General features: G+C 57.8%; 29 protein-coding genes and 1 tRNA gene. 24 read left to right on the top strand and 6 right to left on the bottom strand.

Going from position 1 to position 25,751, the window contains the following annotated elements; all coding sequences use genetic code 11:
* Positions 1-1,470, top strand: a complete 1,470-nt coding sequence (locus ACJO3M_RS06230) for an HD domain-containing protein (protein ID WP_407000508.1) — start codon at positions 1-3, stop codon at positions 1,468-1,470.
* 7 nt (positions 1,471-1,477) lie between these two features.
* Here the strand turns inward: ACJO3M_RS06230 and ACJO3M_RS06225 are convergent, their stop codons facing one another.
* The gene (locus ACJO3M_RS06225; RefSeq protein WP_407000507.1) at positions 1,478-2,494 is read right to left on the bottom strand and encodes an NAD(P)/FAD-dependent oxidoreductase; all 1,017 of its coding nucleotides are present in this window, start codon (positions 2,492-2,494) and stop codon (positions 1,478-1,480) included.
* Between the two features lie 114 nt (positions 2,495-2,608).
* Here ACJO3M_RS06225 and ACJO3M_RS06220 point away from each other — a divergent pair, with 114 nt between their 5' ends.
* The 10 genes from ACJO3M_RS06220 (at position 2,609) to ACJO3M_RS06175 (ending at position 11,088) form a co-directional block, all read left to right on the top strand.
* Positions 2,609-3,565, top strand: coding sequence for an acyl-CoA desaturase (locus ACJO3M_RS06220; protein ID WP_407000506.1), 957 nt, complete (start codon positions 2,609-2,611; stop codon positions 3,563-3,565).
* Entirely contained in the window at positions 3,562-4,029 is a 468-nt protein-coding gene (locus ACJO3M_RS06215) for a nuclear transport factor 2 family protein (protein WP_407000505.1), read from the top strand. Before ACJO3M_RS06220 ends, ACJO3M_RS06215 begins: the two co-directional genes overlap by 4 nt.
* The gene (locus tag ACJO3M_RS06210; protein WP_407000504.1) at positions 4,026-4,808 is read left to right on the top strand and encodes an SDR family NAD(P)-dependent oxidoreductase; all 783 of its coding nucleotides are present in this window, start codon (positions 4,026-4,028) and stop codon (positions 4,806-4,808) included. The genes ACJO3M_RS06215 and ACJO3M_RS06210 overlap by 4 nt, the downstream gene beginning before the upstream one ends.
* A 13-nt stretch (positions 4,809-4,821) precedes the next feature.
* Complete coding sequence (locus tag ACJO3M_RS06205; RefSeq protein ID WP_407000503.1) at positions 4,822-6,087, top strand: NAD(P)/FAD-dependent oxidoreductase; 1,266 nt, start codon at positions 4,822-4,824, stop codon at positions 6,085-6,087.
* A gap of 2 nt (positions 6,088-6,089) precedes the next feature.
* Positions 6,090-7,010, top strand: a complete 921-nt coding sequence (locus ACJO3M_RS06200) for a DUF1365 domain-containing protein (protein ID WP_407000502.1) — start codon at positions 6,090-6,092, stop codon at positions 7,008-7,010.
* The gene (locus tag ACJO3M_RS06195; RefSeq protein WP_407000501.1) at positions 6,998-8,269 is read left to right on the top strand and encodes a class I SAM-dependent methyltransferase; all 1,272 of its coding nucleotides are present in this window, start codon (positions 6,998-7,000) and stop codon (positions 8,267-8,269) included. Before ACJO3M_RS06200 ends, ACJO3M_RS06195 begins: the two co-directional genes overlap by 13 nt.
* Positions 8,266-8,787: a DUF2878 domain-containing protein gene (locus tag ACJO3M_RS06190; protein WP_407000500.1), complete on the top strand. Its 522-nt coding sequence runs from the start codon at positions 8,266-8,268 to the stop codon at positions 8,785-8,787. Before ACJO3M_RS06195 ends, ACJO3M_RS06190 begins: the two co-directional genes overlap by 4 nt.
* Positions 8,784-9,527 carry a hypothetical protein gene (locus ACJO3M_RS06185; protein ID WP_407000499.1) on the top strand — a complete coding sequence of 248 codons (744 nt, stop codon included), beginning with the start codon at positions 8,784-8,786 and terminating at the stop codon, positions 9,525-9,527. Before ACJO3M_RS06190 ends, ACJO3M_RS06185 begins: the two co-directional genes overlap by 4 nt.
* A gap of 98 nt (positions 9,528-9,625) precedes the next feature.
* Entirely contained in the window at positions 9,626-10,438 is an 813-nt protein-coding gene (gene xthA, locus ACJO3M_RS06180; protein WP_407000498.1) for an exodeoxyribonuclease III, read from the top strand.
* A 20-nt stretch (positions 10,439-10,458) separates the two neighbouring features.
* Entirely contained in the window at positions 10,459-11,088 is a 630-nt protein-coding gene (locus ACJO3M_RS06175; protein ID WP_407000497.1) for a TetR/AcrR family transcriptional regulator, read from the top strand.
* A 19-nt stretch (positions 11,089-11,107) separates the two neighbouring features.
* Here the strand turns inward: ACJO3M_RS06175 and ACJO3M_RS06170 are convergent, their stop codons facing one another.
* Positions 11,108-11,530, bottom strand: a complete 423-nt coding sequence (locus ACJO3M_RS06170) for a phasin family protein (RefSeq protein WP_407000496.1) — start codon at positions 11,528-11,530, stop codon at positions 11,108-11,110.
* A 375-nt stretch (positions 11,531-11,905) separates the two neighbouring features.
* Between ACJO3M_RS06170 and ACJO3M_RS06165 the strand changes: the two genes are divergently transcribed.
* From ACJO3M_RS06165 to ACJO3M_RS06135, 7 genes are all read left to right on the top strand, one after another.
* Entirely contained in the window at positions 11,906-12,343 is a 438-nt protein-coding gene (locus tag ACJO3M_RS06165) for a YeeE/YedE family protein (protein WP_407000494.1), read from the top strand.
* Positions 12,344-12,347: 4 nt separating this feature from the next.
* On the top strand, positions 12,348-12,773 hold the full coding sequence (locus ACJO3M_RS06160) for a DUF6691 family protein (protein WP_407000493.1): 426 nt from the start codon (positions 12,348-12,350) through the stop codon (positions 12,771-12,773).
* 105 nt (positions 12,774-12,878) lie between these two features.
* Entirely contained in the window at positions 12,879-13,310 is a 432-nt protein-coding gene (locus tag ACJO3M_RS06155) for a protein tyrosine phosphatase family protein (protein WP_407000492.1), read from the top strand.
* Positions 13,311-13,355: 45 nt separating this feature from the next.
* A complete protein-coding gene (hemH, locus tag ACJO3M_RS06150) occupies positions 13,356-14,465 on the top strand; it encodes a ferrochelatase (RefSeq protein ID WP_407000491.1) in 1,110 nt (369 codons plus the stop codon).
* Positions 14,466-14,478: 13 nt separating this feature from the next.
* Complete coding sequence (locus tag ACJO3M_RS06145; protein ID WP_407000490.1) at positions 14,479-15,216, top strand: 5-oxoprolinase subunit PxpA; 738 nt, start codon at positions 14,479-14,481, stop codon at positions 15,214-15,216.
* On the top strand, positions 15,213-15,908 hold the full coding sequence (pxpB, locus tag ACJO3M_RS06140) for a 5-oxoprolinase subunit PxpB (protein ID WP_407000489.1): 696 nt from the start codon (positions 15,213-15,215) through the stop codon (positions 15,906-15,908). Before ACJO3M_RS06145 ends, pxpB begins: the two co-directional genes overlap by 4 nt.
* 11 nt (positions 15,909-15,919) lie before the next feature.
* Positions 15,920-16,858, top strand: coding sequence for a 5-oxoprolinase subunit C family protein (locus ACJO3M_RS06135; RefSeq protein WP_407000488.1), 939 nt, complete (start codon positions 15,920-15,922; stop codon positions 16,856-16,858).
* A 71-nt stretch (positions 16,859-16,929) separates the two neighbouring features.
* On the opposite strand, the gene ACJO3M_RS06130 is transcribed toward ACJO3M_RS06135, so the two are convergent.
* Positions 16,930-17,020: transfer RNA gene (locus ACJO3M_RS06130), tRNA-Ser, on the bottom strand.
* 211 nt (positions 17,021-17,231) lie between these two features.
* Here ACJO3M_RS06130 and ACJO3M_RS06125 point away from each other — a divergent pair.
* From ACJO3M_RS06125 to ACJO3M_RS06105, 5 genes are all read left to right on the top strand, one after another.
* The gene (locus tag ACJO3M_RS06125; RefSeq protein ID WP_407000487.1) at positions 17,232-17,930 is read left to right on the top strand and encodes a Bax inhibitor-1/YccA family protein; all 699 of its coding nucleotides are present in this window, start codon (positions 17,232-17,234) and stop codon (positions 17,928-17,930) included.
* 102 nt (positions 17,931-18,032) lie between these two features.
* Positions 18,033-18,446 carry a sulfurtransferase complex subunit TusD gene (tusD, locus tag ACJO3M_RS06120; protein WP_406985246.1) on the top strand — a complete coding sequence of 138 codons (414 nt, stop codon included), beginning with the start codon at positions 18,033-18,035 and terminating at the stop codon, positions 18,444-18,446.
* Between the two features lie 3 nt (positions 18,447-18,449).
* Positions 18,450-18,800: a DsrE family protein gene (locus ACJO3M_RS06115; protein WP_407000486.1), complete on the top strand. Its 351-nt coding sequence runs from the start codon at positions 18,450-18,452 to the stop codon at positions 18,798-18,800.
* Between the two features lie 29 nt (positions 18,801-18,829).
* Positions 18,830-19,102: a sulfurtransferase complex subunit TusB gene (tusB, locus tag ACJO3M_RS06110; RefSeq protein ID WP_407000485.1), complete on the top strand. Its 273-nt coding sequence runs from the start codon at positions 18,830-18,832 to the stop codon at positions 19,100-19,102.
* 3 nt (positions 19,103-19,105) lie between these two features.
* Complete coding sequence (locus ACJO3M_RS06105; protein WP_407000484.1) at positions 19,106-19,423, top strand: TusE/DsrC/DsvC family sulfur relay protein; 318 nt, start codon at positions 19,106-19,108, stop codon at positions 19,421-19,423.
* Position 19,424: 1 nt separating this feature from the next.
* Here the strand turns inward: ACJO3M_RS06105 and ACJO3M_RS06100 are convergent, their stop codons facing one another.
* The 3 genes from ACJO3M_RS06100 to nfuA all read right to left on the bottom strand — a co-directional run bounded on the left by ACJO3M_RS06100 (position 19,425) and on the right by nfuA (position 21,823).
* Positions 19,425-19,769, bottom strand: a complete 345-nt coding sequence (locus tag ACJO3M_RS06100) for a hypothetical protein (RefSeq protein WP_407000483.1) — start codon at positions 19,767-19,769, stop codon at positions 19,425-19,427.
* A 33-nt stretch (positions 19,770-19,802) separates the two neighbouring features.
* Complete coding sequence (locus ACJO3M_RS06095) at positions 19,803-20,999, bottom strand: DUF445 domain-containing protein (RefSeq protein ID WP_407000482.1); 1,197 nt, start codon at positions 20,997-20,999, stop codon at positions 19,803-19,805.
* Between the two features lie 236 nt (positions 21,000-21,235).
* Positions 21,236-21,823 carry a Fe-S biogenesis protein NfuA gene (gene nfuA / locus ACJO3M_RS06090; RefSeq protein ID WP_407000481.1) on the bottom strand — a complete coding sequence of 196 codons (588 nt, stop codon included), beginning with the start codon at positions 21,821-21,823 and terminating at the stop codon, positions 21,236-21,238.
* Between the two features lie 220 nt (positions 21,824-22,043).
* Here nfuA and metH point away from each other — a divergent pair, with 220 nt between their 5' ends.
* Positions 22,044-25,742, top strand: coding sequence for a methionine synthase (gene metH, locus ACJO3M_RS06085; RefSeq protein WP_407000479.1), 3,699 nt, complete (start codon positions 22,044-22,046; stop codon positions 25,740-25,742).
* Positions 25,743-25,751 lie beyond the last annotated feature (9 nt).

Here is a 25,751-nt window from a genome sequence, read left to right as displayed (position 1 = left end):
ATGAGAAGTGCAGTAAATGACCTGCTCGGCGCATATGACAAGCTGATTATGGACCCCGTCCACGGCGGCATTCCACTCTATCGCCATGAAATACGGGTGATTGACCACCCTTTGTTCCAGCGCCTGCGCAACATCTGCCAGAACGATATTCTCAGCCTGGTATTCCCCGGGGCGACCCACTCCCGCTTCCTGCACAGTATCGGCGTCATGCATGTGGGCACCCGCATGTTCCGCTCAATGATTGATGCTTACCTCCGGGAAAAGCAGCTCAGCGAGAAAACCGATCTCAGCCTGAGCCAGCTGGACGCCATTGATTACCTGGCCAAAACCATCCGCCTCGGCTGCCTGCTCCACGACAGCGGGCATTCCAGTTTCTCTCACCAGTTCACCCAGGCGCGCCGCATTCGGGATCTGATGTCCCGCCGGGACCGGTTTGAAGACCTGTGGGAAGGTGTGGATTATTCCACCTACCACAGCAGCCAGCCGGATGAGCTTGAGCACGAACACTATTCGGTCCGCGTCGCCCATGAGGTTTTGAAGGATATCGACATCCGGGCCGCGGGGCTCGATGCCCGGGACGTTATCGGCATCATGGAGACCACCGACGTTCAGCCCAGTGAGGCGTTCCGCAAACACGCGCGGACGTTCTGGGCCTTTATCGCCGGGGATGATGCCCACTCCGGCGCCCTGAGCCATGCGGATATCCCCCGTCTGGTCATGGACCTGCTGTCTTCTATCGTGTCCGGGGAGATCGACGCTGACCGGGCGGACTATATGCTGAGGGACGGCTTTCACTCATCCGTGACCATTGGCGGTTTCAATCTTGATCACCTGCTCAGCAACCTGCGGTTCGGGTGGGATGTGTCTGAGCCCTGGCTGGGACTCGCCATCACCCAGAAAGGCCTCGGCGCACTGGAGGATTTTGTCTACAGCCGCCATCAGATGTATCGCAAGGTCTACGCTCACAAGACCGCCCTGGGCTTCGACTGGCTCCTGCGGGAAGCCATCAACGAAGTGCTGGAAGACGCGGAAAGCTTCGACTGGGTGGATACCTGCCTGAGCAACATGCAGTACTTTGCGGAGTTGACCGACAACTTCTTCTGGGAGGCCTTTCGCAAGGTCGCCCGCCGGTACCCCGACAGTTTTTCCCGCTGCATTGTGGATCGCATCAAGCTTAATCACCTGGATACCCGGGAAGATCTGTCTCCACAAGACATGGAGGATCATAGCCAATGGCTGGCGAAAGAGCTCGGATTGGACCCGGACCACGTGGTCACCTGCTCGATGCGTGCCCGTTTTTCCAACATCCAGGACAATTTTAACGGTATCAAGGTACTGGTCCGGGATCCGATTAACCGCCAGCGTTCATTGCGCAAGATTACCGACGTCAGCGCATTCTTCAGCAAGTTCAGTGACGGCACCATCACCCACTTTTACCTGCAGCCGGAGGTGACGCGGCCAGATGAGTGACCGCCGGTTATCGGGTCATGTTTTTAACCAGCGCGCTGGCGCTGTCAAAGGCACCCTCAACCCGGCCTCCGCACAGCCAGTCCCCCGCCAGCCCGATGCCCTCCCCGGGGAACCACAGGCATCCGGGCTTCTCGTTACTTTCAGAGCGCGCGTATAACCAGCGATGCGCTACGGTTTCGTCCGGGGAAAGATCTGTGCCGGTTACCGTCCGAAACGCGTCCAGCATCGTCGCGATGACCTCGGCAGGCGGCGTGTCCACATTTGCTGCGGACCATTGTGACGTGGCGTGAAGTACCCACCATTGACCCTCGCCCTCGCGCCCGGGTTTGCTGGAGTTATTGGCAACCCAGGACAGCACGTTATTGGCCGGACGCAAGCCATCAAATGCTTCATACGGCGCCGCCTTGAAATGGGCCGCCAAAGCCCAGCATGGTTGCATGGCGGCAACAGCGCCATCCAGCGATTGCGCCAGGTTCTGCAAACCGCTGTCTGCCAGAATATCTCTTGCCTGGGCCGGGGGAGCGGTAAGAACCACCTGGTCGAAAGGCCCATGACATTGAGCCGCTGTATCGGTCAGAAACCAGCCACTGTCCTCCCGGGCCATCTGGGCAATGCGCACTTCCGCCTGGACGTCGACATTCGTTGCCAGCGCCCGGCTGACCGCAGTCATTCTTGGAATGCCGACAAATCGTGGCTCTTCGGGGAACGCTTGCCAGTGCCCGTCGGACTGCTGGTAACCAAGGCGCGCCGGCCAGGAGCCAAACCTGTCCGTGCCGGCATGGCACTCAAGGAATGCCCGGAAATCCGGGTTACGGATGGTGAAGTACTGGGCGCCAATGTCAGCGGACCCGCCCCTGACCCGCTTTGCGGCAAGACGACCGCCGGGGCCGCGGCTTTTTTCGAAGACCGTCACCCGGTGATTTTGCTGTTTCAGCAAAATTGCGGCAGACAGGCCTGCCAGACCTGAACCAACGACCGCTATGCGGCGTATATTCGGGCACTGGTTATTTTGGTCTTTCATCATTGATGGTGCATCCAGATACAGGTGTTTAAACGTAATGCAGGGCAAGCGTACGAAATATGCTCCCCGAAACACAAAACAGCAAAAGCTTACTCACGAAACAAAGGCAGTCTGGGTATGACCCGAGCGCAATACTGGCTAACAAACATTCTGAGATGGTTCGATTCCTCCGCTGGTTCGGATCACATCGATGCCACATCACGATCATTCAACTTTATACGAGTTATCCCATTCATCGCATTGCATCTGGCGTGTCTGCTGGCCTTCTTCACCGGCGTCAGCGGATTTGCACTGGCCTTTGCGTTCGGCTTTTTCTTTTTGCGGATGTTCGCGATAACCGGGTTCTACCATCGTTACTTCGCCCATAAAACCTTCAAGACCAGCCGCCCGGCACAATTCGTGTTTGCCATTCTGGGGGCAAGCGCGGCTCAACGGGGCCCCCTGTGGTGGGCGGCCCACCACCGCCACCATCATCAGCATTCCGACCAGGAGGAAGATCTGCACTCCCCGCATCAGGGCGGATTCTGGTGGTCCCATGCCGGATGGTTCACCTGTGATGCCGGTTTTGCGATGGACGAGCGGCGCGTCAGGGACTGGCTGAAGTTTCCTGAGTTGCGCTTCGTGAACCGTTTCGACTCGCTTGTTCCGGCCGCTGCCGCAGTGCTGATCTATGGCATCGGTGAGGCGCTGGCCGCCTGGGCTCCTGGCTTGGGCACCAACGGTTTACAGCTTCTGGCCTGGGGCTTTTTCATCTCCACGGTGGTGCTTTTCCATGCCACCGTATCCATCAATTCCCTGTCCCATGTATGGGGCAAGCGCCGGTTCGATACCCCGGATGACAGCCGTAACAATTTCTGGCTCGCCCTGCTCACCCTGGGTGAAGGCTGGCACAACAATCACCATCGTTGGCCACAATCGGTCCGCCAGGGCTTTCGCTGGTATGAAATCGATATTACCTGGTATGGACTCTGGGCGCTGTCCAGGCTCGGTATCATCTGGGATCTGAATCCGATTCCCAGGCACATACAGGAAGAAACACGGCAACTTGACGCGCAAAAGAGGAAGCAACTGTGAACACCGCCCCGGCAATCGAAGTTGGCACCCGGAATTCCTCCGTTCCCGGCACGCTCGAGCGCTTCCGGGAGCTGTTCAATTCGCTGGACGCCGGCAACCTAAACAAACTGTCGTCGGTGTACAGCGAGAACGTTCAGTTCCAGGATCCGCTGTCTTCCGTGTCCGGACTGGATCAGCTTACCCGGTACTTCGCAGGCGCCTACGCCAACGTGCTGTCCTGCGAGTTTGAGTTTGGCGACGCCGTGATCACCGGGGAGCATGTGGCGATTACCTGGGTCATGCGTCTGCGCCACAAACGCATTCGCCGCGGCAGGGAGATTCTCGTGGACGGCATGAGCCGGCTGGTTATCCATAATGGCAAGGTCACATACCACCGGGACTATTTCGATGCTGGCCAGTTGCTGTACGAACACCTTCCGGTGATCGGTCGTTTTATTCGCTGGATCAGGAGGGGCGCGGCATGAGTGGCAGGCTCCAGGTTCCGGAAAACATCTGGATTACCGGTGCCGGTTCCGGTATCGGTGAAGCGGTCTCCCGCGCGCTGCTCCAGCAGGGCCACAGACTGATTCTGACCGGCCGTCGGCGGGAACCTCTGGAGGCCATTCAGGCCGTAGCGCCGGATCGTGTGACCGTTGCGCCTGCGGACACCACCGACCCGCAACAGCTCGCGTCTATAGCTCCCCGGCTTGAGAGCCATGGCGAACTGAACATGGCCATCCTGAACGCGGGTACCTGTGAATACCTGGAGATCAGCCATTACAGCAGTGATGTCATCGCCAACAACCTGCAGACCAATGTGACAGGGACGGCACGCTGCCTGGATATTGCCCTGCCTGCACTCCGCCGGGCTCGCGCAAAGGGCCGTCCAGCGACTCTTGTAATCGTCAGTTCATCGGCCTGGTGGTTTCCTTTCGGGCGTGCCGAGGGCTACGGCGCCTCCAAGGCTGCGCTCAGCTATTTCGCGTATGCCCTCCGGGCCGACCTGGCTGCCGAAGGCATTGATGTCGTGGTGGTGTCCCCCGGTTTCGTGAAAACGCCCCTGACAGACCGTAACGATTTTCCGATGCCATTCCTGGTCACTGCCGAGGACGCTGCCCGGCGAATTGTGAACGGATTAGCCAGAGGGCGTCGCGACATCGCGTTTCCCAAACGTTTTACCTGGACGCTGCGGCTGCTTGGCGCCCTGCCCCGCGGAATCATTGACCGAATGGCTGCGGCGATGGCCCGGAAGAGCAACACTTAACAGGAATGATCAGATGAACGAACCACGTCAGCGCATTGCTGTCATTGGCGCCGGAGTTTCCGGTCTCACTGCTGCCTGGCTGCTATCGGAACACCATGATGTCCAGCTCTTCGAGGCTGGCGATTATGCTGGTGGTCATACCAACACCGAACACGTTCAGGCCGGCGGTAAGGAGTGGCCGGTCAACACGGGCTTCATTGTGTTCAATGACTGGACCTACCCCAACTTCATCAGGCTGATGGATCGGTTGGGCGTGGCATCGGAGGTCAGTGACATGAGTTTCAGCGTGGATTGCCACGCTAACGGTCTGCAATACAATGGCACCAGCCTGAACACCCTGTTTGCCCAGCGCAGCAACCTGCTGAATCTGCCATTCCTGAAAATGGTCCGTGAGATTCTCCGGTTCAATCAGGAATCCCGCGCCGATCTCGCATCAGGCGCCATCAATGATGAAGAAACCCTGGGCGAGTACCTGAACAGGAACCGCTATTCCCGCTATTTCCGCAACTACTACATTGTGCCCATGGGGGCTGCCATCTGGTCTGCGCCGGAAATTGTGCTGGAACGGTTCCCGATCCGCTTCTTCCTGCAGTTCTTCAACAATCACGGCATGCTGTCGGTGGATGACCGACCAACGTGGCGGGTTATCTCCGGCGGGTCCGCGCAGTATGTGAACAAAATGATGGACCGACTCAGGGAGCATACCCACCTGAACAGTCCGGTGACGTCCGTTACACGGTTGCCGGACAAGGTGCTGCTCACCGCCCGGGATCAGGAACACGAATTTGACCAGGTGATCTTCGCCTGCCACAGCGATCAGGCGCTGGCCATGCTCTCAGACCCAACGGATGCGGAGCGCAGTATCCTGGGAGCGATTGCCTACCAGCGAAATGACGTGGTGCTGCATACCGACCGTTCGGTACTGCCATCCAACCGGCGGGCCTGGGCTGCCTGGAACTACTTTATCCCCGGCCACAGTACCGAGCCGGTCTCCGTGACCTATAACATGAATATCCTGCAGAACTTCCACGATGCCCCGGAAACCTTCTGCGTCACGCTCAACCGCAGTCAGGACATCGCCAGTGAGCGCGTGATAAAACGTTTTGACTACGCCCACCCGGTGTTCACCCTGGAAGCCGTGGCCGCCCAGAACCGGTACCAGGAAATCGGTAATCGGAACCGCAGCCATTTTTGCGGTGCCTACTGGTTCAACGGGTTCCACGAAGACGGTGTACGCAGCGCCCTGCGTGTTACCAGCGCCTTTGGTGTGGAGCTCTAACGATGGTGATGCAACGGGCTGATAACATCGCCAGCGCACTCGCCAGCCAATGGCTGGAGGGTAGCATCCGCCACCGTCGCAAAAGCCCGGTTGGCCATGAGTTCAGCTACCACACCGGGATGCTGGCGCTGAACCTGGGTGAATGGGACCGGGTAACCCGCATCAGCCGGCTGTTCTCCCTGGAGCGCTTCAACTGGCTGTCGCTGCACCGCAAGGATTACTTTGCTCCCGATTCAGGAGATCTTCTGGAGGCTGTCCGTCGCCAGGTCCATCAGGCAACCGGATGGCAGCCAGACGGGGCCGTGGAGCTGATCACCCACGCGCGCTACCTTGGCTACGTGTTCAATCCGGTCAGTTTCTATTTTTGCTATGCCTCCGGCGATCGGCCCGAGGGCGGCGCTGTGCCCAGGGTCATTCTCGCCCAGATCACCAATACCCCCTGGCATGAGCGCCACGTCTATTGCCTGGAAACCACCGGGGAAACCGAAACCCGGAAGGGCTGGCGCTCGGAGCGGTTCGGTTTCAGCAAGCGCTTCCATGTATCGCCGTTCAATGGCATGGATCAGCATTACCAATGGACCTTCAGTTTCCGCGGTCCGGAACTGCGTATTCACATGAACGTGCTCGAGGGTGGTCACAAACAGTTTGATGCCACCCTAGTGGTCCAACGCACCCCTCTGACACGTAAACAGTTACACCGAAGCCTGAGGCGGTTTCCGCTGGAAGCCCTGAAGGTCGCAGGCGGCATTTACTGGCATGCGCTGAAACTCAAGCTCAAGGGCGCGCCATTCTATTCCCATCCGGACAAACTGCGGAATTCCGACCCCGCCTACCGGCTGGGCCACAGCGACACCGGGCTTGATGTGACCGAAACAAACAACACCGAAAAGACAAGTGGAAGGGTCAGCTCATGGAGAACCTGAATACCTCACTGGAAACCGGCGAACGCAACACCCTTGCGCCGTTGACCAGTCGCGTTGCAAGACGGCTGGTGTGCCAGCAGCTGGCACAATTGAAGGAAGGCGTGCTGACGGTTCGCGAATCGGGTTATGACGATCTTGTGTTTGGCGATGGTGACACCGGCCACGCGCCTGCGGAACTTGTCATCCATCACCACAGCACCTGGCGGGATTTACTTACCGACGGCAGCGTGGGAGCGGCGGAATCCTGGGTGGCTGGCGACTGGCATTCACCGGACCTGGTCGCCCTGCTGCGGTTCTTTACCCGCAACGTGGACAGGATGAATGCATTCGAGGACCGCTTCAGCTGGATCACCAAGCCGGCGCTGAAGAGCCTGCATTGGCTCAATCGCAATACCAAAGCGGGATCCCGCAAAAACATCAGCGCCCATTACGATCTCGGCAACGATCTGTTCGAGATGTTCCTTGATCCGACCATGATGTACTCCTCGGCCATCTATCCCGACAAAGACAGCACGCTGGACGAGGCCGCCGTTCACAAACTGGACACCATCTGCCGCAAGCTCGACCTGAAGCCCGGTGACCGGGTCATCGAAATCGGCACCGGCTGGGGTGGATTTGCCATTCACGCCGCCAGGCATTACGGCTGCCACGTTACCACCACAACGATATCAGAAGAGCAGCTGACCCTGGCAAGACAGCGCGTCGCAGAAGCGGGCCTGGAAGACCGCATTACCCTGCTGTTCGACGACTACCGGGATCTTGAAGGCCAGTTCGACAAGCTGGTGTCCATCGAGATGATCGAAGCCGTAGGGCCTCAGTTCCTCGACAGCTACCTGAGCCAGATCAGCGCACTACTCAAACCGGACGGACTGGCGCTGATTCAGGCAATCAACATGCCGGAGCAACGTTATCAGCGCGCATTACGCAATGTGGACTTTATCCAGCGCTATATCTTCCCTGGAAGCTTCATTCCCTCTTTCGGCGCCATTCTGGACTCCGTCCGCAGGGGCAGCAACCTGGTGCTGACCCACGCCGAGGACATCGGATTCCATTACGCCCGCACGCTCCACGACTGGTGCGAGCGCTTCATGGCCAGCAGCCATCACCTTGAAGCCAATGGGTACGATCTGGCCTTCCGAAGGCTGTGGCAGTTCTATTTTGCCTATTGCGAGGCCGGCTTCAGTGAACGCGCCATCGGTGTCTCCCAGTTAATGCTCGCAAAACCCGGGAACAAGCGGGAAAATATCCTGAGCCTATGATTCGCTCCGAAACGTTGCGCAACGTCCTTAACTTTGTGCTTTTTCAGGCCGGCTGGCTGATCTGCGTGCTGTACCCCGGAATGCTTGCCGCCGGTGTCGTGGCCGTGTTCCTGGTGCTGCATTTTGTCCTGGTCAGCCAGCACCGCTGGCTCGAAGCACAATTCATCGGTTTTGGCACGGTGGTGGGTGGCGTTCTGGACGGCATCTGGTTTCAAACCGGAATTCTGGACGACGGCACCGGCGAGGTATTACTCACGCCGATCTGGCTGGTGGCGATCTGGGCCATATTCATGACCACCCTGTGTCATTCCCTGCAATGGATCGGCCGCAAACCATGGTTGCCGTGGGTTCTGGCCCCCATGGCAGGTCCGTTTGCCTATTGGTCCGCCAGTCAACTGGGCGCGGTTGAGCTGCCCCTGATGAATCTGTCGCTGCTGGCGCTGGCCCTGGGATGGCTATTGGTGTTCCCCCTGCTGTTGCTGGTTCGCAACGCACTGTATACGGAGCTCGCGTCATGAACATTCGATCCGCTGTTTCAGCCATTACGGCGTCGCTGGTGACATGCGCGGTGTCCGCCGCCGAGTCAGAGCTCCGTTTCATCGGTAAGGCCAGTGAAGACGGCACCCCGGTTTACGAGGAACGACATCGCGTTTTGGGAGAATGCAGGGGCGGGCTCTGGCACCCGGATAGACACTCAGTCGATTACCAGCGCCCGGGCGGCGGCGATACCTTCGCCACCAAAGAACTGAACTACCAGCATTCTACCTTGCGACCGGAAGTTGAGTTTGAGCAACGGGATTTTGATGAAACCCTCTCCATAAAGCACGTGGATGACGACACCCTCAGGATCCGCTGGCAGAACCCATCGGGCGATGTCGAAAACTATGATGTCCCCTTCGATGAGACTGTTGTGGTGGATGCCGGCTTCGATAACCTGATCCGTCAAAACTGGAACGCAGTAACCGCGGGACAATCCGTCGACTTCCGGTTCCTGGGCCCGACCCGGGGTGAGCACTACGGCTTCGTCATTGAGCCTGCCAGCACGGAAAGGACCAACGCGGCCCACATCGTCCGTATACGGCCTTCCGGCTTTATTGCCCGTTTTCTGGTAGACCCTGTCACCCTGGGGTACAACGAATCCGGCGTCCTCACTGATTACTTTGGTCTGAGCAATATCCGCAAATCCAGAGAGGACAACTACACCGTCCACATCCGTTATGAAGTCACCCGGCAAGCGAATTGTGAACTGACTCCCTGAATGCGTCCTCTCAGCCAAGGCGGAATCCCTCGCAGGCTGTGATAAACTCCGGCGCTGAGCCCAAGCCAATGAGCCAGCGAATCAGAGAGTAATCACCCATGATCTTCGTTTCCTTCAATGTCAACAGTATCCGTACCCGCCTGCACCAGTTGGCAGAGGTGATCAACACGCTCAATCCGGACGTGATCGGGCTGCAGGAAACCAAAGTGACAGACCAGGATTTTCCTGTCGAAGCGATTCGCGAACTCGGCTATCACGTGCATTTCCATGGCCAGAAAACCCACTACGGCGTCGCCCTGCTATCGCGGCAGGAGCCTGACAAGGTGGTCAAAGGTTACCCATGGGATGGCGAAGACGCCCAGCGCCGCCTGATTACCGGGCATTTTTCAGCCCACGGCGAGAAAATCACCGTGATCAACGGCTACTTCCCACAAGGCGAAAGCCGGGATCATCCGGTCAAGTTCCCCGCCAAGGAGAAATTCTACAGCGACCTTATGCGCTACCTGGATGACCTGAAAGCGGAAGGCGGTCATGTGGTGCTCATGGGCGATATGAACATTTCACCGACGGACAGGGACATTGGCATTGGTGCGGATAACGCCAAGCGCTGGTTGCGCACGGGCAAGTGCTCGTTCCTCCCGGAAGAGCGGGAATGGCTAGGCCAGGTCGAGAGCCGTGGCTACACGGATGTTTTCCGGCATCTCCACCCTGAAGAAGCCGACACCTTCAGCTGGTTTGACTACCGCAGTAAAGGGTTTGAGCGTGAGCCCAAGCGGGGCCTGCGCATCGACCTGATCATGGCGAGCGACAGCCTTCTGCCATTGGCCAGGGAAGCCGGTGTGTCCTACGATATCCGTGCCATGGAGCGGCCATCGGACCACTGCCCGATCTGGGCCCGCTTCGACCTTTAATTCCGGAACCAGGCCGCGACATGAAAAAAATCAAAACCCGCGACCGTATACTCGATGCCAGCCTGATGCTGTTCAATGCCGTTGGTGAGCCCAACGTCACGACCCTGCTGATCTCCGACGAACTGGAGATCAGCCCCGGCAACCTGTATTACCATTTCAAGAGTAAGGGCGACATCGTCGAGGAATTGTTTGATCGCTATGAAGACGAGATGGTGGATCTGCTGTCAGTGCCGGAGGACGTGGAAGTCAGCCTCGACCAGCAGAGCTTCTTTCTCCACTTGCTGTTCGAAACCGTGGCGCGCTACCGTTTTCTCTATCAGGATCTGGTGAATGTCCTGTCCCGGCACGACCAACTGCAAAACCGCTTCAAGCGAATCCTGAAGAAGAAGACCGCGGCGTTTACCACGATATGCAGCAGCCTCCAGAATCAGGGCATGATGGATATCACTGACAGCCAACGTTCATCCCTGTGTGAACAGTTGACGCTAACTGCCTGTTATTGGAGTAGTTATGACAGCCTGTCCCACCTGGATAATCGGGACGCGGTTGACCCGGGCCGGGGCGTCTATCAGATGATGCAGCTGTTACTGCCCTACCTCGGCCCTGACGAGAAAGAACAGGTCTGCCTGATGAGCCAGGACTACCTGTAACCTGTCTACCCTGATCCGTTCACTCCTCCTCTGAGTGATCTTCGATCTCACCCCGTAACCGGTTCAATTCGGATTCCAGGGCTTCAATGCGCCGCTCCATTGCCTCGATTTCTTCGCGGCGATGAATCCCCAATCGGCGTAGCGCCCCGGATACCCGCTGGTCAAACATGTGCTCAAGCCTGTCCCAGGTGCCGGTGGCCCGTTCACGGACATCGCCAACACGATCCTCGACGGTCTTGATCTGTTTTTCAACGACGCCGCGGGTCTTGTTCTCCAGTTGCTCGCCTTCGTTCACCAGCCTCTCAAAGAACCGGCCGGCATCCTCTTCAGCCTTGGTATAGGCTCCCAGGCCGGCCAGCCAGATCTGGCGTGCGGAATCCTTTATCTTGCCCGCCAGTTGCGGATCATCCTGGGCTTTGTTTTCGTTTTCATCATCAGACATGTGACAACCTCGGGCTTGGAACTGCATTGTGGCTCTATTGTATTACAGGCAAGGTGGAATTTCAGTGGGTAGTGCACCCCTGTGACCCGCACAATGACAGGCGGCAGTATAAGCACTCAATCAATATGAAAAAATGTTTTCAAAGTATTGGCACTGTTGCTTGAAGTGTACAAATTATGGTCAATACTTCCCTATACCGGTGTCCCTGCTGACGCCGGTTTGTCTGGAAGTCTTTCATGGATACTACTCGCACGCCTCTGCCCGGCCATCAGCGCCGGGCTTTTTTTATGCATCCCTCCAGCCATATTCCTGTTACATCTATGCATATTCCATTTATAATCAGGGCCAGCACAAGGTAATCACAGGGAGCCCTTTATGATCGACATTGCCTGGAACAGCTTCACCCCCTGGTCCGCCCTGGCCGGCGGCCTCTTGATTGGTCTGGCGGCCGCCAGCTTTATTCTCCTGAATGGTCGCATTGCCGGTATCAGCGGAATTCTCGGCGGCTTGCTTACTCCCCGCAGCAGCGATATTGGTTGGCGCGTCGCGTTTATTGCCGGCCTGGTTATCGCTCCAATCGTCTGGATCATAGCGGGAGATCTCCCGGGGATCCGGATAGAGGCTGGCTATCCGATGATCATTTTTGCGGGACTGCTGGTGGGAATTGGCACCCGCTTCGGCTCCGGCTGTACCAGCGGTCATGGGGTTTGCGGCATCTCACGCCTGTCGCCGCGCTCGCTGGTCGCCACCGTGTGCTTCATGGCCACCGGCTTCGTGACCGTTTATCTGGTTCGACATGTATTCGGAGGATAATCCAATGAAATATTCATTGTCGGCTTTTGGTGCGGGGCTGGTCTTCGGTATTGGACTGCTCATCTCGGGCATGGCGAACCCTGAAAAGGTGCTGGGCTTTCTGGATCTGGCCGGCGCCTGGGATCCTTCTCTGGCCTTCGTCATGGGCGGCGCCATCATTGTCGGAGTATTCGCCTTTACGGTTGCCCGTAAACGTACCCTGAGCTTTCTGGGCGCTGATATGAAACTCCCCGCCAACAAGCAGATTGACCGCCGCCTGATGGTCGGCAGCCTGATGTTTGGAGCCGGCTGGGGGCTTGCTGGCTTTTGCCCCGGGCCGGGGCTGGTCGCGCTGGGCGCGGGTGAAACCAAAGCCGCAGTATTTGTGGCGGCAATGATTGCCGGTATGGCGATCTTCGAGATGATTGAGCGGAGCCGGCGCAGCGCCTGAGGGAGAATATCCGGTAAAATAATACCAGGCCGCTCTGAAAGATCCTGTCTGCTATGTCATCATTGCGGCATACCTTCCATTCACATCCAAAGGCCTGTTTGCATTATGGACCTGAGAAAGATTGATGATCAGATAACCGTGGCTCCCCAGATCACCGTGGACGATGTGGCGGAGATTGCCAGACTGGGATTCAAGACCGTTGTTGCCAACCGTCCGGACCAGGAAGAGCCGGGCCAGCCAGCGATGGCGGAACTTGAAGCAGCAGCCCGCGAACACGGCCTTGAATGGGTCTATATGCCGGTGGAGTCCGGCAATATCACCGATCGGGATGTGGACCAGTTCGCCCCGATGATCCAGCAGGCTGACAAACCCGTACTGGCCTTCTGCCGATCAGGAACCCGTTGCACCGTGCTTTGGGCCCTGAGCTCTGCCCGCGACACCGCCGCCGAGGAAATAGTCACCAAGGCATACAGCGCTGGCTATGACATTCGCGGCCTGGCCCCCAGGCTCGCACAACAAGCCGCCAAAAAGGGTTAAACCGGAAGAGCAATTCCCCACTACCGTCAGCCAGGACATTCCAGCATGCAGTACAAAGGAACAGAGAATTTCAACCACAGGCTCCCCGAGAAACTTGGTGTACTGGTCACCAATCTCGGCACGCCGGATGCCCCCACGCCTTCCGCACTTCGGCGCTATCTGGGGGAATTCCTGTCCGACCCTCGCGTGGTGGAACTGCCCAGGCCGCTCTGGTGGCTGATCCTGCATGGAATCATCCTGAGAATACGGCCGCGGAAGTCGGCTAAGGCCTACGCCGGCGTCTGGCGACCAGAGGGTTCGCCACTACTGACACACACCGCCAATCAGGCGGAAGGTATTCGCCAGGCGCTGGAAAAGAAATACGGCAATCAGGCCGTGGTCGGGTTCGCCATGCGCTATGGCAATCCAGCAATTGCCACTGTGTTGGATGAAATGCAGAACCAGGGCGTGCGCAAGCTGATGGTACTACCGCTCTACCCGCAATATTCGGCCTCAACCTCCGCCTCAACATTTGACGCTATTGCGAAGGACTTTACCCGCCGCCGCTGGTTGCCGGATTTCCGCTTCGTATCCCACTATCCGGATTATCCGCCCTACATCGAAGCCATGGCAGCCCACATCCGCGCCTTTTGGGAACAGCACGGGCGGAATGACAAGCTGATTCTGTCCTATCACGGCATTCCCCTGAAGTACCTGAAGAAAGGCGACCCCTACCATTGTGAGTGCCACAAGACATCCAGGTTACTCGCCGAATGCCTCGGCATTGGGCCGGACGAGTACCTGACCACCTTCCAGTCCCGTTTCGGGAAGGAGGAATGGCTGAAACCGTACACTGACGAAACCCTGAAGGCCCTGCCCGCCAAGGGTGTCCGCTCGATTGACGTGTTCTGCCCGGGGTTCTCCGCGGACTGCCTTGAAACCATTGAGGAAATTGACGAAGAGAACCGGGAATACTTTATGGAATCCGGCGGTGAGGGCTTCAGCTACATTCCGGCTATGAACGCAACGCCCGGGCATATTGATGCCCTGGTCCAATTGATTGAAGATAACCTTCAGGGCTGGTCACTTCCGGATAACAGTCCGGAAACGCTCCAGCAGCGCGACGCCCGGGCGCAGCAGCAACAGGACATGGTGTACCCGGGCGGGACTTCCTGAAGGTGCAACAACGATGAGACTGAACTGCGATCTTGGTGAAAGTTACGGCGCATGGACCATGGGTCAGGATGAACAGGTCATGCCCCTGATCGACATGGCAAACGTTGCTTGCGGCTTTCATGCCGGCGATCCCACGGTCATTCGCCGTACCATTGCACTGGCCGCCCGACACGACGTTCAGATCGGCGCCCATCCTTCCTATCACGACCTTGTTGGCTTTGGCCGGCGGTCCATCGTTCATTCCGCAGAGGAAATCCAGGCGCTGATGCTGTATCAGCTTGGCGCCCTGGAGGGCCTGTGCCGTGCTGAGGGAGTGACCATCAGCTACGTGAAGCCCCACGGCGCGCTGAACAATGACATGATGAAAGACGCCACTCTTCTGCAGGCGGTCATGGAGGCCGTCCGGACCTTCCGAGCCGACCTGCCTCTGATGATACCGGTCACGGTCCATTATCGCCGGCACCAGCAGCTGGCCGGACAGGCCGGCGTCCCCCTCCTGATGGAAGCCTTTGCCGACCGCGCCTACGATGACCAGGGGCAACTGGTGTCCAGAAAGCAGCCAGGCGCGGTACACCATGAGCCACAACGCATCATCGACCAGGCCGTTTCGTTCGCCACCAAGGGCGGAATTAACAGCGTCAATGGCCAATGGCTGGAATTGCCGGCGGACAGTCTTTGCGTCCACGGCGATAACGACAGCGCTTTGGCCGCTGTGCGCGGCATACGAGACGCCCTGCATTCAGCGCAATGAAGATCTCCGCAATCTCCGAAGACAGCGTGCTCATTACCCTGGCGGATGCCATCGATGACACCCTTCCACGCCGCATTGCCCGGCTTTGCGAGCTTATCGAGGCGGACGGCAGCCAGGACTGGCTGGTAGACCTCGTGCCCTCCTACACCACCCTGCTGGTGATCTACGACCCGGAACGGATTGATTTCCGCCGCGTCATGGCACACTTGAGAAGATCCCTGCAGATGGGTGGAAAAACTGCTTCTGATAAAGCGTCCGGCAGCCAGTCCGGTCAGGCCGCCCGGGATATTCCGGTGTACTACAGTCCGGAAAGCGGCCCGGATCTGGAATGGATTGCCCGGGCAAACAATCTCAGCGTTGAAGACGTTATTGATTACCACACCGACGCCACCTACACCGTGTACGCCATGGGGTTTGCCCCGGGTTTCGCGTTTATGGGTCAGGTCGACCCGGCCATAGCCACACCCCGAAAAGACACTCCCCGTTCCCATGTGCCTGAGGGCTCCGTGGGTATCGCCAACCGGCAAACCGCGGTATACCCGAAAGCCTCCCCGGGCGGCTGGCAACTGATCGGTAAAAGCCCCGTCAAACTGTTTGACCCCACCAACCTGTCCCTGCTGAATGTCGGTGACCTGGTTCGTTTTCGCGCCATTACCCGGCAACAATTCATCGACCTGGGCGGTGAGCTGTGACAGGGCTTCGGGTGATCCATCCTGGCGCGCGTGCAACCGTGCAGGACAGCGGCCGGCAGGGGTATCGCAAACACGGTCTGTCAGCTGGCGGCGCTCTGGATATTCATAGCTACCACTGGGCCAACAAGCTACTGGACAACCCGACCAACTGCGCCTGCGTGGAAATCCTGTTGGGAGGTTTTGAAGCCGAGGCAGAGACCGACATGGTCATCGCCGTCGCGGGTGCCGCAACCAGCATTCGTATTAACGACGCTCCACGGGAAGGCTGGCAGAGCCTTCAGCTTCGCAAAGGAGATGTGATCGCCATCGACCCTGCCCGCACCGGGAGGGTCACCTACCTCGCGACCTCCGGCGGCTTTGATACCGCTACCTGGTTTGGGTCGCGTTCAGTCGTTGTGAGGGAGCAGATTGAAGGGATCGAACCGATCGGGCCCGGTGACCTCCTCGCACCGGCAGAGCACAACGCCGGATTCATCCCCCGCCGGGTTCCAGGGCGATTCCAGGGCAACTATTCAGAACGGCTGACCCTGAGACTGATTCCATCTGCCCAGTATTCCCTGTTTCACCGGGATGACCTGCTGAGACTGACAAGCAGCGTTTATCGTGTGGGAAACCAGTCAGACCGGATGGGATTCAGACTGGAAGGCCCCGCGCTGGAACGGGTACCGCCGGGTATTATTTCAGAAGGCATCCCAACGGGGTCGGTCCAGATCCCTGGAGATGGCAAGCCCATCGTCTTGCTGAATGACTGCCAGACCATCGGCGGATACCCGAAACCCGGTACGCTCGGCGCGTTGGACGCGGGACGGCTGGCCCAGAGACTACCGGGACAGGAACTGGAATTCTGTTTTGCCGATGTGACCGATATTCAGAATGAACGGGTCGTATTCCACCGTTTCTTCAGCAAAAGCCGCTGGCACGAGGATGGGATGGACCTGAGCTGGAGATAAGGCAAACGCCGTGATCAGAAAGCTTTTGAGAAGATGCAGAATCGGGGAATAATCAGGGAGTCAGGAAAAAATGGCGGTGGGCCAGGGATTCGAACCCCGGGAAGGCTACTAACCTTCGGCGGTTTTCAAGACCGCTGCATTCAGCCACTCTGCCAGCCCACCGTTTTTTCCATCGCCGTCATTGCGACAGCGGTGAGCATGATACCGGAATTGCCTGCCCTGTCAACGCCCTGCATAAAGCTGACCGGACTTTTCAACATTAACAGCATTTAATGGAATCTGGTGCGTGCTTTTCTGTCGTAAATGATTGAAAGTTGTGGTTGTGACATTATAGTGGTGTCAGTGACCAGACGTTTTACCAACGGAGATGACAATGGAAGACAGACGATTCGGCGTTCGCAACAATCAGGGAGCCTACTCCGCTCCCCAGACAGAGCGCGCGACCACTGGCATCAGCGCAGATGCCATGAAGGTGTTGCGCAACACCTATATGCTGCTGGGTATGACCCTGGCGTTCTCGGCCCTGACTGCCTTCCTGAACATGAACGGCACTCACCCGGGATTCCTGATCACGATTGTGGGCTACATCGGCCTGCTGTTCGCGACCTATAAATTGAAGAACAGCCCCTGGGGCATCCTCACCACCTTCGCACTGACCGGCTTCATGGGTTATACCCTGGGCCCGATCATCGGTGCACTCGTGGCTGGAGGCGCCTCTCAGATCGTCGCACAGGCACTCACGCTGACCGCTGTCGCATTTGTCGGGCTGTCCGCAACCGCGCTTATCACCAAGAAAGATTTCAGCTTCCTGTCCAGCTTCCTGACCGCTGGTGCATTTGTGCTGATCGGCGCCATGCTGCTGGCTTTCTTCATGCAAAGCTCCGTGCTTCACCTGGCGGTATCCGCAGGCTTCACGATCTTCGCCTCGATCATGATCCTGTTCGAGACCTCTCGGATCATCAAGGGCGGCGAGCGTAACTACGTAATCGCAACGGTGGGGCTGTATGTGGCTATCTACAACCTCTTCGTCAGCCTGCTGCACCTGCTGATGGCATTCAGCGGCGAAGACTGATCAATGACGGAACATTGATTCGGCCTGAAAGCCCCGGCATTTGCCGGGGCTTTTGCTTTCGGTACACTACCCCCCTGACCTCATCGGAATTAACCGTTACAGATGCCTGCTGACAAACATACGTTCACGCTGGTCATTACCGGCGCTCCCTACGCCTCACAGGCGCCTGAAACCGCCCTTGGGTTCGCCCGTGCCGCCGTCAGGGCCGGACACGGCATTGATCGTGTCTTCCTCTATGGTGACGGGGTCCATCTGGCCTCTTCGCTGGCATCCCCTCCCTCGGACGAAACCAACTGGACCCGCGCCTGGAGTGAATTCCTGGCCGAGCACGGCGTTCCCGGTATCGCCTGCATTGCCTCGGCGCTGCGACGGGGACTGGTTGATGAAGCGGAGCAGCGGCGCTACCAACTGCCGGCCAACAACCTTGCGGCGCCTTTTGAAGTTGCAGGACTCGGGGAATGGGTGGAGAGCACGGTTCAATCTTCGCGCGTTATCTATTTCCACGGTGGAGCCTGAAGCATGCACACGCTGATTGTGATTGATCAGCCCCCCTACGGCAGCTGGGGAGGACGGGAAAGCCTGGATATGGCCTTTTCACTGGCGGCTTTTGATCAGCCCGTGTCCCTGCTGTTTATCGATTCAGGCGTGCTCTGGCTGAAGCAGGGCCAGAACCCCCAGGGTATCCATCAGAAGTCGGTGGAGCGGAACCTGGCTGCGGCCGGCATTTTCGGGGTAGAGGCCATATTGGCGGACAAAGCGGCCTGCGAACGGTTTGGCCTCAGCGACGCCACCCTGATCGATGGCGTCAATCTGATTGAGAATACAGCCGAGACGCTGGAACAGTACCAACACGTCGTATTTTCAGGTTGAAACACCGACGCCCGGGAGACAGAACTGTTATGCACACACTTCATATCGTCAGCAAGCCGCCCGGACACACACGGTTTCGTGAGTGCCTTGGAATGATGGGCGTTCAGGACGCACTCCTGCTGACCGGCAATGCCGTCACGGCCCTGGCCGATTCAACCGTCACCCTGCCGGATACGGTGTATGCGCTGCAGGAAGATCTACGCGCCAGGGCGATTGAAACCGCACAGGATGCTTCAGGACACATCACTTTCGATGATATGGTCTCCCTGACCACTCAGGCACAACGGGTTATCAGCTGGTAAATCATGGCAACGGTCATTCGCAATAACGAGGGGTTTCTGGAGGACGCATTTGCCTGGACCGAAGAGGTGGCCCGGGAAATTGCGTCAGAGGACGCAATTGATCTCTCAGAAAATCATTGGGAAATCATTATGTTCCTGAGGGGTTTTTATAAAGAACATGAAATGTCACCCCCCTCGAATCGCCTGTTCGTCAAGGCGGTCAAGGAAGCATTGGGCGAGGAAAAGGGAAACAGCATCTACCTGATGCAACTGTTCCCGGGCACGCCGGCCAAAACAGCCTGCCGCATCGCGGGGCTGCCCAGACCAACCAACTGTCTGTAGATTACTCCCGCGGGCCCAGGCCATTTTCGTGGGATTTACGCTCCAGATCCGCCGCGCTCCCCAGGAAGCTGCTCAATCCGTTCTCAAACAGCCCGGATCCGAACTTGAGAAACTGGCGGGTGGATTCCTTGACCGTGCTTTCAGGCAGTTCCCGTATCGTTTCCGCCACGCCTGCTTTCACGCCTCGCGTGACACCGGGCTCTATCTCTTTCGACGCTTCAATAAGCTCTTGCACCTTGCGGTCCAGATACGGGCGCACAACCCTGAACCAGAAGCCGGCAAGCACGCCCAGCACAACCAGGGCAGTAACGATAACCTGGGTCAGTAACATTAATCCGAATTCCATGCGTGACTCTCCTTGGAATAGGTGTTCAATAATCTAAAGCAGATGGTTGAGGGCGATAAACTGGAGAATGCCCGCTACGGCGCCGAACAACCCACCAACCACCATCAGTTGAATCTCTTCCTCCCGGAACGCCGGGCGAAGGATGTCCTGAAATTCCGATGGCCTCAGCGACTTCATCTGCCCGGCCAGTACCTCCGCAACGACTGGCGCCCGTTCACGATTGAAAGCAGGGTCACCGAAGACATCCCGGGTCGCGAGCACGGCCTTCTGGTTCATGGCCTTTTTCAGCTCTGTGTAACCGGTCATACCTACAGTGACCTGAGCAGTGAGCTTCATCAATACGGAATTGTCCAATAAGGGGCGGAGATGCTTCTGGATAATCGCTCGCGTACGGTCGCCGTGATTGCCGTTGATCATCGCGTCTGCGACTTTCTCGACCGTAATCAGCTCTTCCGCCACCAGGCGGGCCCACACATCGCTGATTTCTGGCTGCCGGCGCAGGAACAGGCCCTGGACCTTCCAGAACAGGATGCGCCTGGGCTTAAGGGGACTGAAGATCAGGTTGATCGCCAGCCAGTTGGTCAGGAAGCCAACGGCAAACCCGCCCACCGGCAACAACCAGGGTTCCGGGTATCTCGCCCACAATGGCGCGAGAATCGCGCCCAGCAAGGCGCCGATGATCGCCCCGCGATTGATAACGGAGCGAAGCTCGACCGAACCGGCCTGCTGGAAAATACGGTTCATCAGATCCGGGTGGTGTTCAAGCTCACGGCTGAGGAGGGTTTTGAGGTCCACCAGATCGTTGAGGTCATCCCCGAAATCCTCGACCAGGGATTCGATTCGCGAGGGCAACTGCTCCCTCGCCCACTCGTAGATCCGGTTGCGCAGAAACAGCGGCAGGTTATCCCACAATACCGGCTGGATTTCATACATCACTTCATCGATGTATTCGTCCAGTCGTGGATTCACCTGGGCTACCACCTGCTCGACGATCCGATGGGGTTCCAGTTTGCGGTAGACTGCGTTGAGGTCCCCGAACTGTTGCAGGGTACGATCAATACATATGTGCGCCATCTTCTCCGCTTTACGCGGGATAACGCCCTGCCAGCCGATCACGCCGATGCCGATAAACCGCACCGGATAGAAGGACATCTGAATAGCCAGCCAGTTGGTAAACCAACCAACGGCAGCCGCCATGAGTGGCACAGAAAGAAGTGCAACGTCGAACAAATCTAACCCCGGTTATAAAAGTGTCGCAGACTTGCTGTGCCCGCGATTGCGCCCTTATTTATCAGGCAGGCATGTTACCCGCCCATGGTTTTTGATTGTGTGACAGATGATGAAGTAATTGAAATGCAACGGCATTGGCCGTGTAGCCAAACAAGCGAGGGTAATGCGGCAGCAGCCAGGAGGGTTGCCAGGGCCCGGAATCAATCATCCGGAACCCGGCGAACTCGGTACGGGGATTACTGGTAGTACGCGTTCTCGGTAACGGTGTGATCCGTCACGTCCCGGACGGCGGTAATCTCGGGAACACGCTCTTTCAGAGTGGTTTCAACGCCCTGCTTCAGGGTCAGGCTCACCGCGCTGCAGCCCTGGCAACCGCCACCGAAGCGCAGAACCGCAACAGATTCGTCGACAATTTCCACCAGGGAGACATCGCCACCGTGGGAGGCCAGGTTGGGATTGATCTCGGACGCCAATACGTAGTTCACGCGGTCCGGCAGGGGCGCATCGTCGTCAACGTTCGGAACCTTGGCGTTGGGCGCCTTGATGGTAAGCTGGCCGCCCATCTGGTCCTTGGAATAGTCTACGTACGCTTCTTCGAGAAACGGTACGGAGTTGTGATCCAGAAACAGGGTGAACTTGCCCAGGTCCACCTGTTCGTCGGTTGGAACAACCTCGTTGGGCGGGCAATAGGCCAGACAGGTCTCAGCATTCTTGGTGCCGGGCTGGGTCACGAAGATTCGTACGCCCATGCCTTCCACGTCCTGCTTTTCGATAAGTTGTGCCAGGTAATCCCGTGCGGGATCAGTCACAGTAACCAATGCCATGTTTTCAACCCGTTTGAAAGTTTCACTTCATTTTAAGGGAGTTCGCCTGAACATGAAAGACCAAGTAAAATAGTCGGGCATTACGATGATGATGAATTTCCCCTATTGACGCCGATAGTTGACTATTGTCATCGGTACCGGGACGGAATCCTGCAATTTTGCTATGATCCCGCGCCGTTCAGTTAAATACGACGTTAAACACGACTTCCGGAAGTACGCTATGACCGATCGCACCACTCGCCTGGAACAGCTCCACAAGGCCCTGCAGGAACGCATTGTTGTCCTTGATGGCGGCATGGGTACCATGATCCAGAACCTCAAGCTGGACGAGGAAGCGTTTCGAGGTGATCGTTTTGCGGATTACGACCGGGAAGTTCAGGGCAACAATGACCTGTTGAACCTGACCCAGCCTGCCCTGCTCCGCAATATTCATGCGGATTACCTGGACGCCGGCGCGGACATCATTGAGACCAATACCTTCAACTCAACCCAGTTGTCCCAGGCGGATTACGGGCTGGAATCCATCGCCAAAGAGCTGAACGTTGCCGCCGCCAAGCTGGCGCGGCAGATCGCGGACGACTTTACCGCGAGAAACCCGGCAAAGCCGCGGTTTGTCGCCGGTGCCGTTGGCCCCACCTCGCGCACGGCCTCCATCTCTCCGGATGTGAACAACCCCGGCTATCGCAATGTCGATTTCCAGACCCTGGTGGACAACTATTACGAAGCGGTGGAAGGCCTGGTAGAAGGTGGCTCCGACCTGATCCTGATCGAGACCATTTTCGATACCCTGAATGCCAAGGCGGCCATTTACGCCACCCAGCAATATTTTGAAGACAGCGGCATTACCCTGCCGATCATGATTTCCGGCACCATCACCGATGCTTCCGGCCGCACCCTGTCTGGACAGACGACGGAAGCCTTCTGGAACTCGGTGGCTCATGCCAAGCCCATTTCCGTAGGTCTGAACTGCGCCCTCGGGGCCGACGCTTTGCGCCCGTACGTGGAAGAGCTGTCCACCAAGGCGGAAACCTACGTCAGTGCCCATCCGAACGCAGGTCTGCCCAACGAATTCGGCGAATACGACCAGACGCCGGAAGAAATGGCGGAGATCATCGAAGGCTTTGCCAGAGACGGTTTCCTCAATATTATCGGCGGCTGCTGTGGCTCACGCCCTGACCATATCGAAGCCATTGCCAATGCGGTGGCCAAGTATCCGCCCCGCCAGATTCCTGACCGCCCCAAGGCCCTGCGCCTTTCCGGCCTGGAGCCATTCACCGGTGACGAGAACACCCTGTTCATCAACGTGGGTGAACGCACCAACGTCACCGGCTCCAAGCGCTTCCTGCGTCTGATCAAAGAGGAACAGTACGAGGAAGCGTTAAGCGTTGCCCGTGACCAGGTGGAGAACGGCGCCCAGATCATCGATATCAACATGGACGAAGGCATGCTGGAATCGAAGGAGGTCATGGTGACCTTCCTCAAACTTGTTGCCTCCGAACCGGATATCTCCCGCGTTCCCCTTATGATCGACTCATCCAAATGGGACGTGATCGAAGCCGGCCTGCGCTGCATCCAGGGCAAGGCCGTGGTGAACTCCATCAGTCTCAAGGAAGGCGAAGAGGAGTTCATCAAGCGCGCCCGAGACTGCATGCGCTATGGCGCCGCCGTGGTGGTCATGGCCTTTGACGAACAGGGCCAGGCAGACACCTACGAGCGCAAGACCGAGATCTGCAAGCGCTCCTACGACGTGTTGACCGGCATCGGATTCAACCCGGGCGACATCATTTTCGATCCCAACATCTTTGCCATTGCGACCGGCATTGAAGAGCACAACAACTACGCCGTCGACTTTATCAACGCCACCCGCTGGATTCGGGAAAACCTGCCCCATGCCAGCATTTCCGGCGGCGTCAGCAACGTGTCCTTCTCGTTCCGCGGCAACGATGTGGTCCGTGAGGCGATCCACTCCGTGTTCCTGTACCACGCCATCAAGGCCGGGATGAACATGGGGATCGTGAATCCGGGCCAGCTGGTGATCTACGATGAGATCGATCCGGAGCTCAAGGAACTGGTGGAAGACGTCGTGCTCAACCGCAGGGACGACGGCACCGACCGCCTTCTGGAGATTGCCGAGCGCTTTAAGGGTAAAGGCGGCAAGACCCAGGAAGAGGACCTGGCCTGGCGTGAATGGCCAGTGCAGAAGCGTCTCGAACACGCACTGGTCAAGGGTATTACCAGCTACATCATTGAGGACACCGAGGACTGCCGCCTTGAGGCCGAACATCCCATCGAGGTGATCGAAGGTCCATTGATGGATGGCATGAACGTGGTGGGCGACCTGTTCGGTGACGGCAAGATGTTCCTGCCCCAGGTGGTCAAGAGCGCCCGAGTGATGAAACAGGCCGTTGCTCACCTGATTCCGTTTATCGAGGCGGAGAAGAGCGAAGGCCAGAAGGCCAAGGGCAAGATCCTGATGGCCACCGTGAAAGGCGACGTCCACGATATCGGTAAGAACATCGTAGGTGTGGTACTCCAGTGCAACAACTACGAAGTGATCGATATGGGCGTCATGGTGCCCTGCGACAAGATCCTGGAGACGGCGAAGAAGGAAAACGTCGACATTATCGGCCTCAGTGGTCTGATCACTCCATCCCTGGACGAAATGGTTCATGTTGCCCGGGAAATGCAGCGCCTGGATTTCCACCTTCCGCTGATGATCGGCGGCGCAACCACATCCAAGGCCCACACGGCCGTCAAGATCGAGCCCCAGTACAAGAACGACATTGCACTGTATGTCTCTGACGCTTCACGCTGCGTGAACGTTGCCTCGCAACTGCTGAGCAACACAGCAAAACCTGCGTTGGTCGAGGCGGCTCGCACCGAGTACGACGAGATTCGCGAACGCCGCAAGAATCGTGGCGATCGCACCAAGCTGGTGTCATTGAAAGAAGCCCGTGACCGCGCGCCGGACATCGATTTTGATGGCTATCAGCCCCCGAAACCGGCCTTCACCGGCATTCGTGTCTTTGAGGACTATGACCTCAACGAACTGGTGGACTACATCGACTGGACGCCGTTCTTCATCTCCTGGGATATGTCCGGCAAATACCCGGCCATTTTCGATGACCCCAAGCGTGGCGAAGCGGCCCGCACGCTCTTTGACGACGCGCAGAAAATTCTGCGCCAGATGATCGATGAAAAGCGGGTGTCCGCGCGGGGCGTGATCGGTTTCTGGCCGGCCAACCGCAGGGGCGATGACATTGTTGTTTACAAGGACGACACCAGAACCGAGGAACTGACCACCCTGCACCACTTGCGCCAGCAGGATGATAAAGCCCCGGGCAAGCCAATGATGACGTTGTCGGACTTTGTCGCGCCGGAACAATCCGGCACCGCCGATTACGTAGGCGGCTTTGCTGTGACCACGGGGGTTGGCGCTGAAGAATTGTCCGTGGAATACAAAGACCGTAACGACGACTACAACGCCATTATGGTAAAGGCCCTGGCCGACCGGCTGGCCGAAGCCTTCGCTGAGCGGATGCACGAACGGGTGCGGCAGGAATTCTGGGGCTACGCCATGGATGAAAAGCTGGCCAATGAAGACCTTATCCGTGAACGCTATCGCGGCATCCGCCCTGCTCCCGGTTACCCGGCCTGCCCCGACCATACCGAAAAGGCTGCACTGTTCAGCCTGCTGGATGCGACCGGGCAAACCGGCATTGAGTTGACCGAGCACTTCGCCATGTTCCCGACCGCTGCGGTATCCGGCTGGTACTTTGCCCACCCCGAGTCCAAGTATTTTGCGGTCGGCAAGATTGGCGCGGATCAGGTCGAGGACTATGCTGAGCGCAAGGGTATTTCAAAGGCGGACGCAGAACGCTGGTTGGCGCCCAGCCTGGCTTATGACCCGGCTGAATAATTCACTGTA

The organism is Marinobacter alkalisoli, from assembly GCF_045449795.1.
Lineage (GTDB): Bacteria > Pseudomonadota > Gammaproteobacteria > Pseudomonadales > Oleiphilaceae > Marinobacter.
This window is presented reverse-complemented; position numbering and strand designations above follow the sequence as displayed.

What these genes read in the sequence shown, in the direction of transcription:
- ACJO3M_RS06230 (WP_407000508.1), top strand. Translation starts at nt 1, where the DNA reads ATGAGAAGTGCAGTAAATGACCTGCTCGGCGCATATGACAAGCTGATT.
- ACJO3M_RS06225 (WP_407000507.1), bottom strand. Translation starts at nt 2,494, where the DNA reads ATGATGAAAGACCAAAATAACCAGTGCCCGAATATACGCCGCATAGCG.
- ACJO3M_RS06220 (WP_407000506.1), top strand. Translation starts at nt 2,609, where the DNA reads ATGACCCGAGCGCAATACTGGCTAACAAACATTCTGAGATGGTTCGAT.
- ACJO3M_RS06210 (WP_407000504.1), top strand. Translation starts at nt 4,026, where the DNA reads ATGAGTGGCAGGCTCCAGGTTCCGGAAAACATCTGGATTACCGGTGCC.
- ACJO3M_RS06205 (WP_407000503.1), top strand. Translation starts at nt 4,822, where the DNA reads ATGAACGAACCACGTCAGCGCATTGCTGTCATTGGCGCCGGAGTTTCC.
- ACJO3M_RS06200 (WP_407000502.1), top strand. Translation starts at nt 6,090, where the DNA reads ATGGTGATGCAACGGGCTGATAACATCGCCAGCGCACTCGCCAGCCAA.
- ACJO3M_RS06195 (WP_407000501.1), top strand. Translation starts at nt 6,998, where the DNA reads ATGGAGAACCTGAATACCTCACTGGAAACCGGCGAACGCAACACCCTT.
- ACJO3M_RS06190 (WP_407000500.1), top strand. Translation starts at nt 8,266, where the DNA reads ATGATTCGCTCCGAAACGTTGCGCAACGTCCTTAACTTTGTGCTTTTT.
- ACJO3M_RS06185 (WP_407000499.1), top strand. Translation starts at nt 8,784, where the DNA reads ATGAACATTCGATCCGCTGTTTCAGCCATTACGGCGTCGCTGGTGACA.
- xthA (WP_407000498.1), top strand. Translation starts at nt 9,626, where the DNA reads ATGATCTTCGTTTCCTTCAATGTCAACAGTATCCGTACCCGCCTGCAC.
- ACJO3M_RS06175 (WP_407000497.1), top strand. Translation starts at nt 10,459, where the DNA reads ATGAAAAAAATCAAAACCCGCGACCGTATACTCGATGCCAGCCTGATG.
- ACJO3M_RS06170 (WP_407000496.1), bottom strand. Translation starts at nt 11,530, where the DNA reads ATGTCTGATGATGAAAACGAAAACAAAGCCCAGGATGATCCGCAACTG.
- ACJO3M_RS06165 (WP_407000494.1), top strand. Translation starts at nt 11,906, where the DNA reads ATGATCGACATTGCCTGGAACAGCTTCACCCCCTGGTCCGCCCTGGCC.
- ACJO3M_RS06160 (WP_407000493.1), top strand. Translation starts at nt 12,348, where the DNA reads ATGAAATATTCATTGTCGGCTTTTGGTGCGGGGCTGGTCTTCGGTATT.
- ACJO3M_RS06155 (WP_407000492.1), top strand. Translation starts at nt 12,879, where the DNA reads ATGGACCTGAGAAAGATTGATGATCAGATAACCGTGGCTCCCCAGATC.
- hemH (WP_407000491.1), top strand. Translation starts at nt 13,356, where the DNA reads ATGCAGTACAAAGGAACAGAGAATTTCAACCACAGGCTCCCCGAGAAA.
- ACJO3M_RS06145 (WP_407000490.1), top strand. Translation starts at nt 14,479, where the DNA reads ATGAGACTGAACTGCGATCTTGGTGAAAGTTACGGCGCATGGACCATG.
- pxpB (WP_407000489.1), top strand. Translation starts at nt 15,213, where the DNA reads ATGAAGATCTCCGCAATCTCCGAAGACAGCGTGCTCATTACCCTGGCG.
- ACJO3M_RS06125 (WP_407000487.1), top strand. Translation starts at nt 17,232, where the DNA reads ATGGAAGACAGACGATTCGGCGTTCGCAACAATCAGGGAGCCTACTCC.
- tusD (WP_406985246.1), top strand. Translation starts at nt 18,033, where the DNA reads ATGCCTGCTGACAAACATACGTTCACGCTGGTCATTACCGGCGCTCCC.
- ACJO3M_RS06115 (WP_407000486.1), top strand. Translation starts at nt 18,450, where the DNA reads ATGCACACGCTGATTGTGATTGATCAGCCCCCCTACGGCAGCTGGGGA.
- tusB (WP_407000485.1), top strand. Translation starts at nt 18,830, where the DNA reads ATGCACACACTTCATATCGTCAGCAAGCCGCCCGGACACACACGGTTT.
- ACJO3M_RS06105 (WP_407000484.1), top strand. Translation starts at nt 19,106, where the DNA reads ATGGCAACGGTCATTCGCAATAACGAGGGGTTTCTGGAGGACGCATTT.
- ACJO3M_RS06100 (WP_407000483.1), bottom strand. Translation starts at nt 19,769, where the DNA reads ATGGAATTCGGATTAATGTTACTGACCCAGGTTATCGTTACTGCCCTG.
- nfuA (WP_407000481.1), bottom strand. Translation starts at nt 21,823, where the DNA reads ATGGCATTGGTTACTGTGACTGATCCCGCACGGGATTACCTGGCACAA.
- metH (WP_407000479.1), top strand. Translation starts at nt 22,044, where the DNA reads ATGACCGATCGCACCACTCGCCTGGAACAGCTCCACAAGGCCCTGCAG.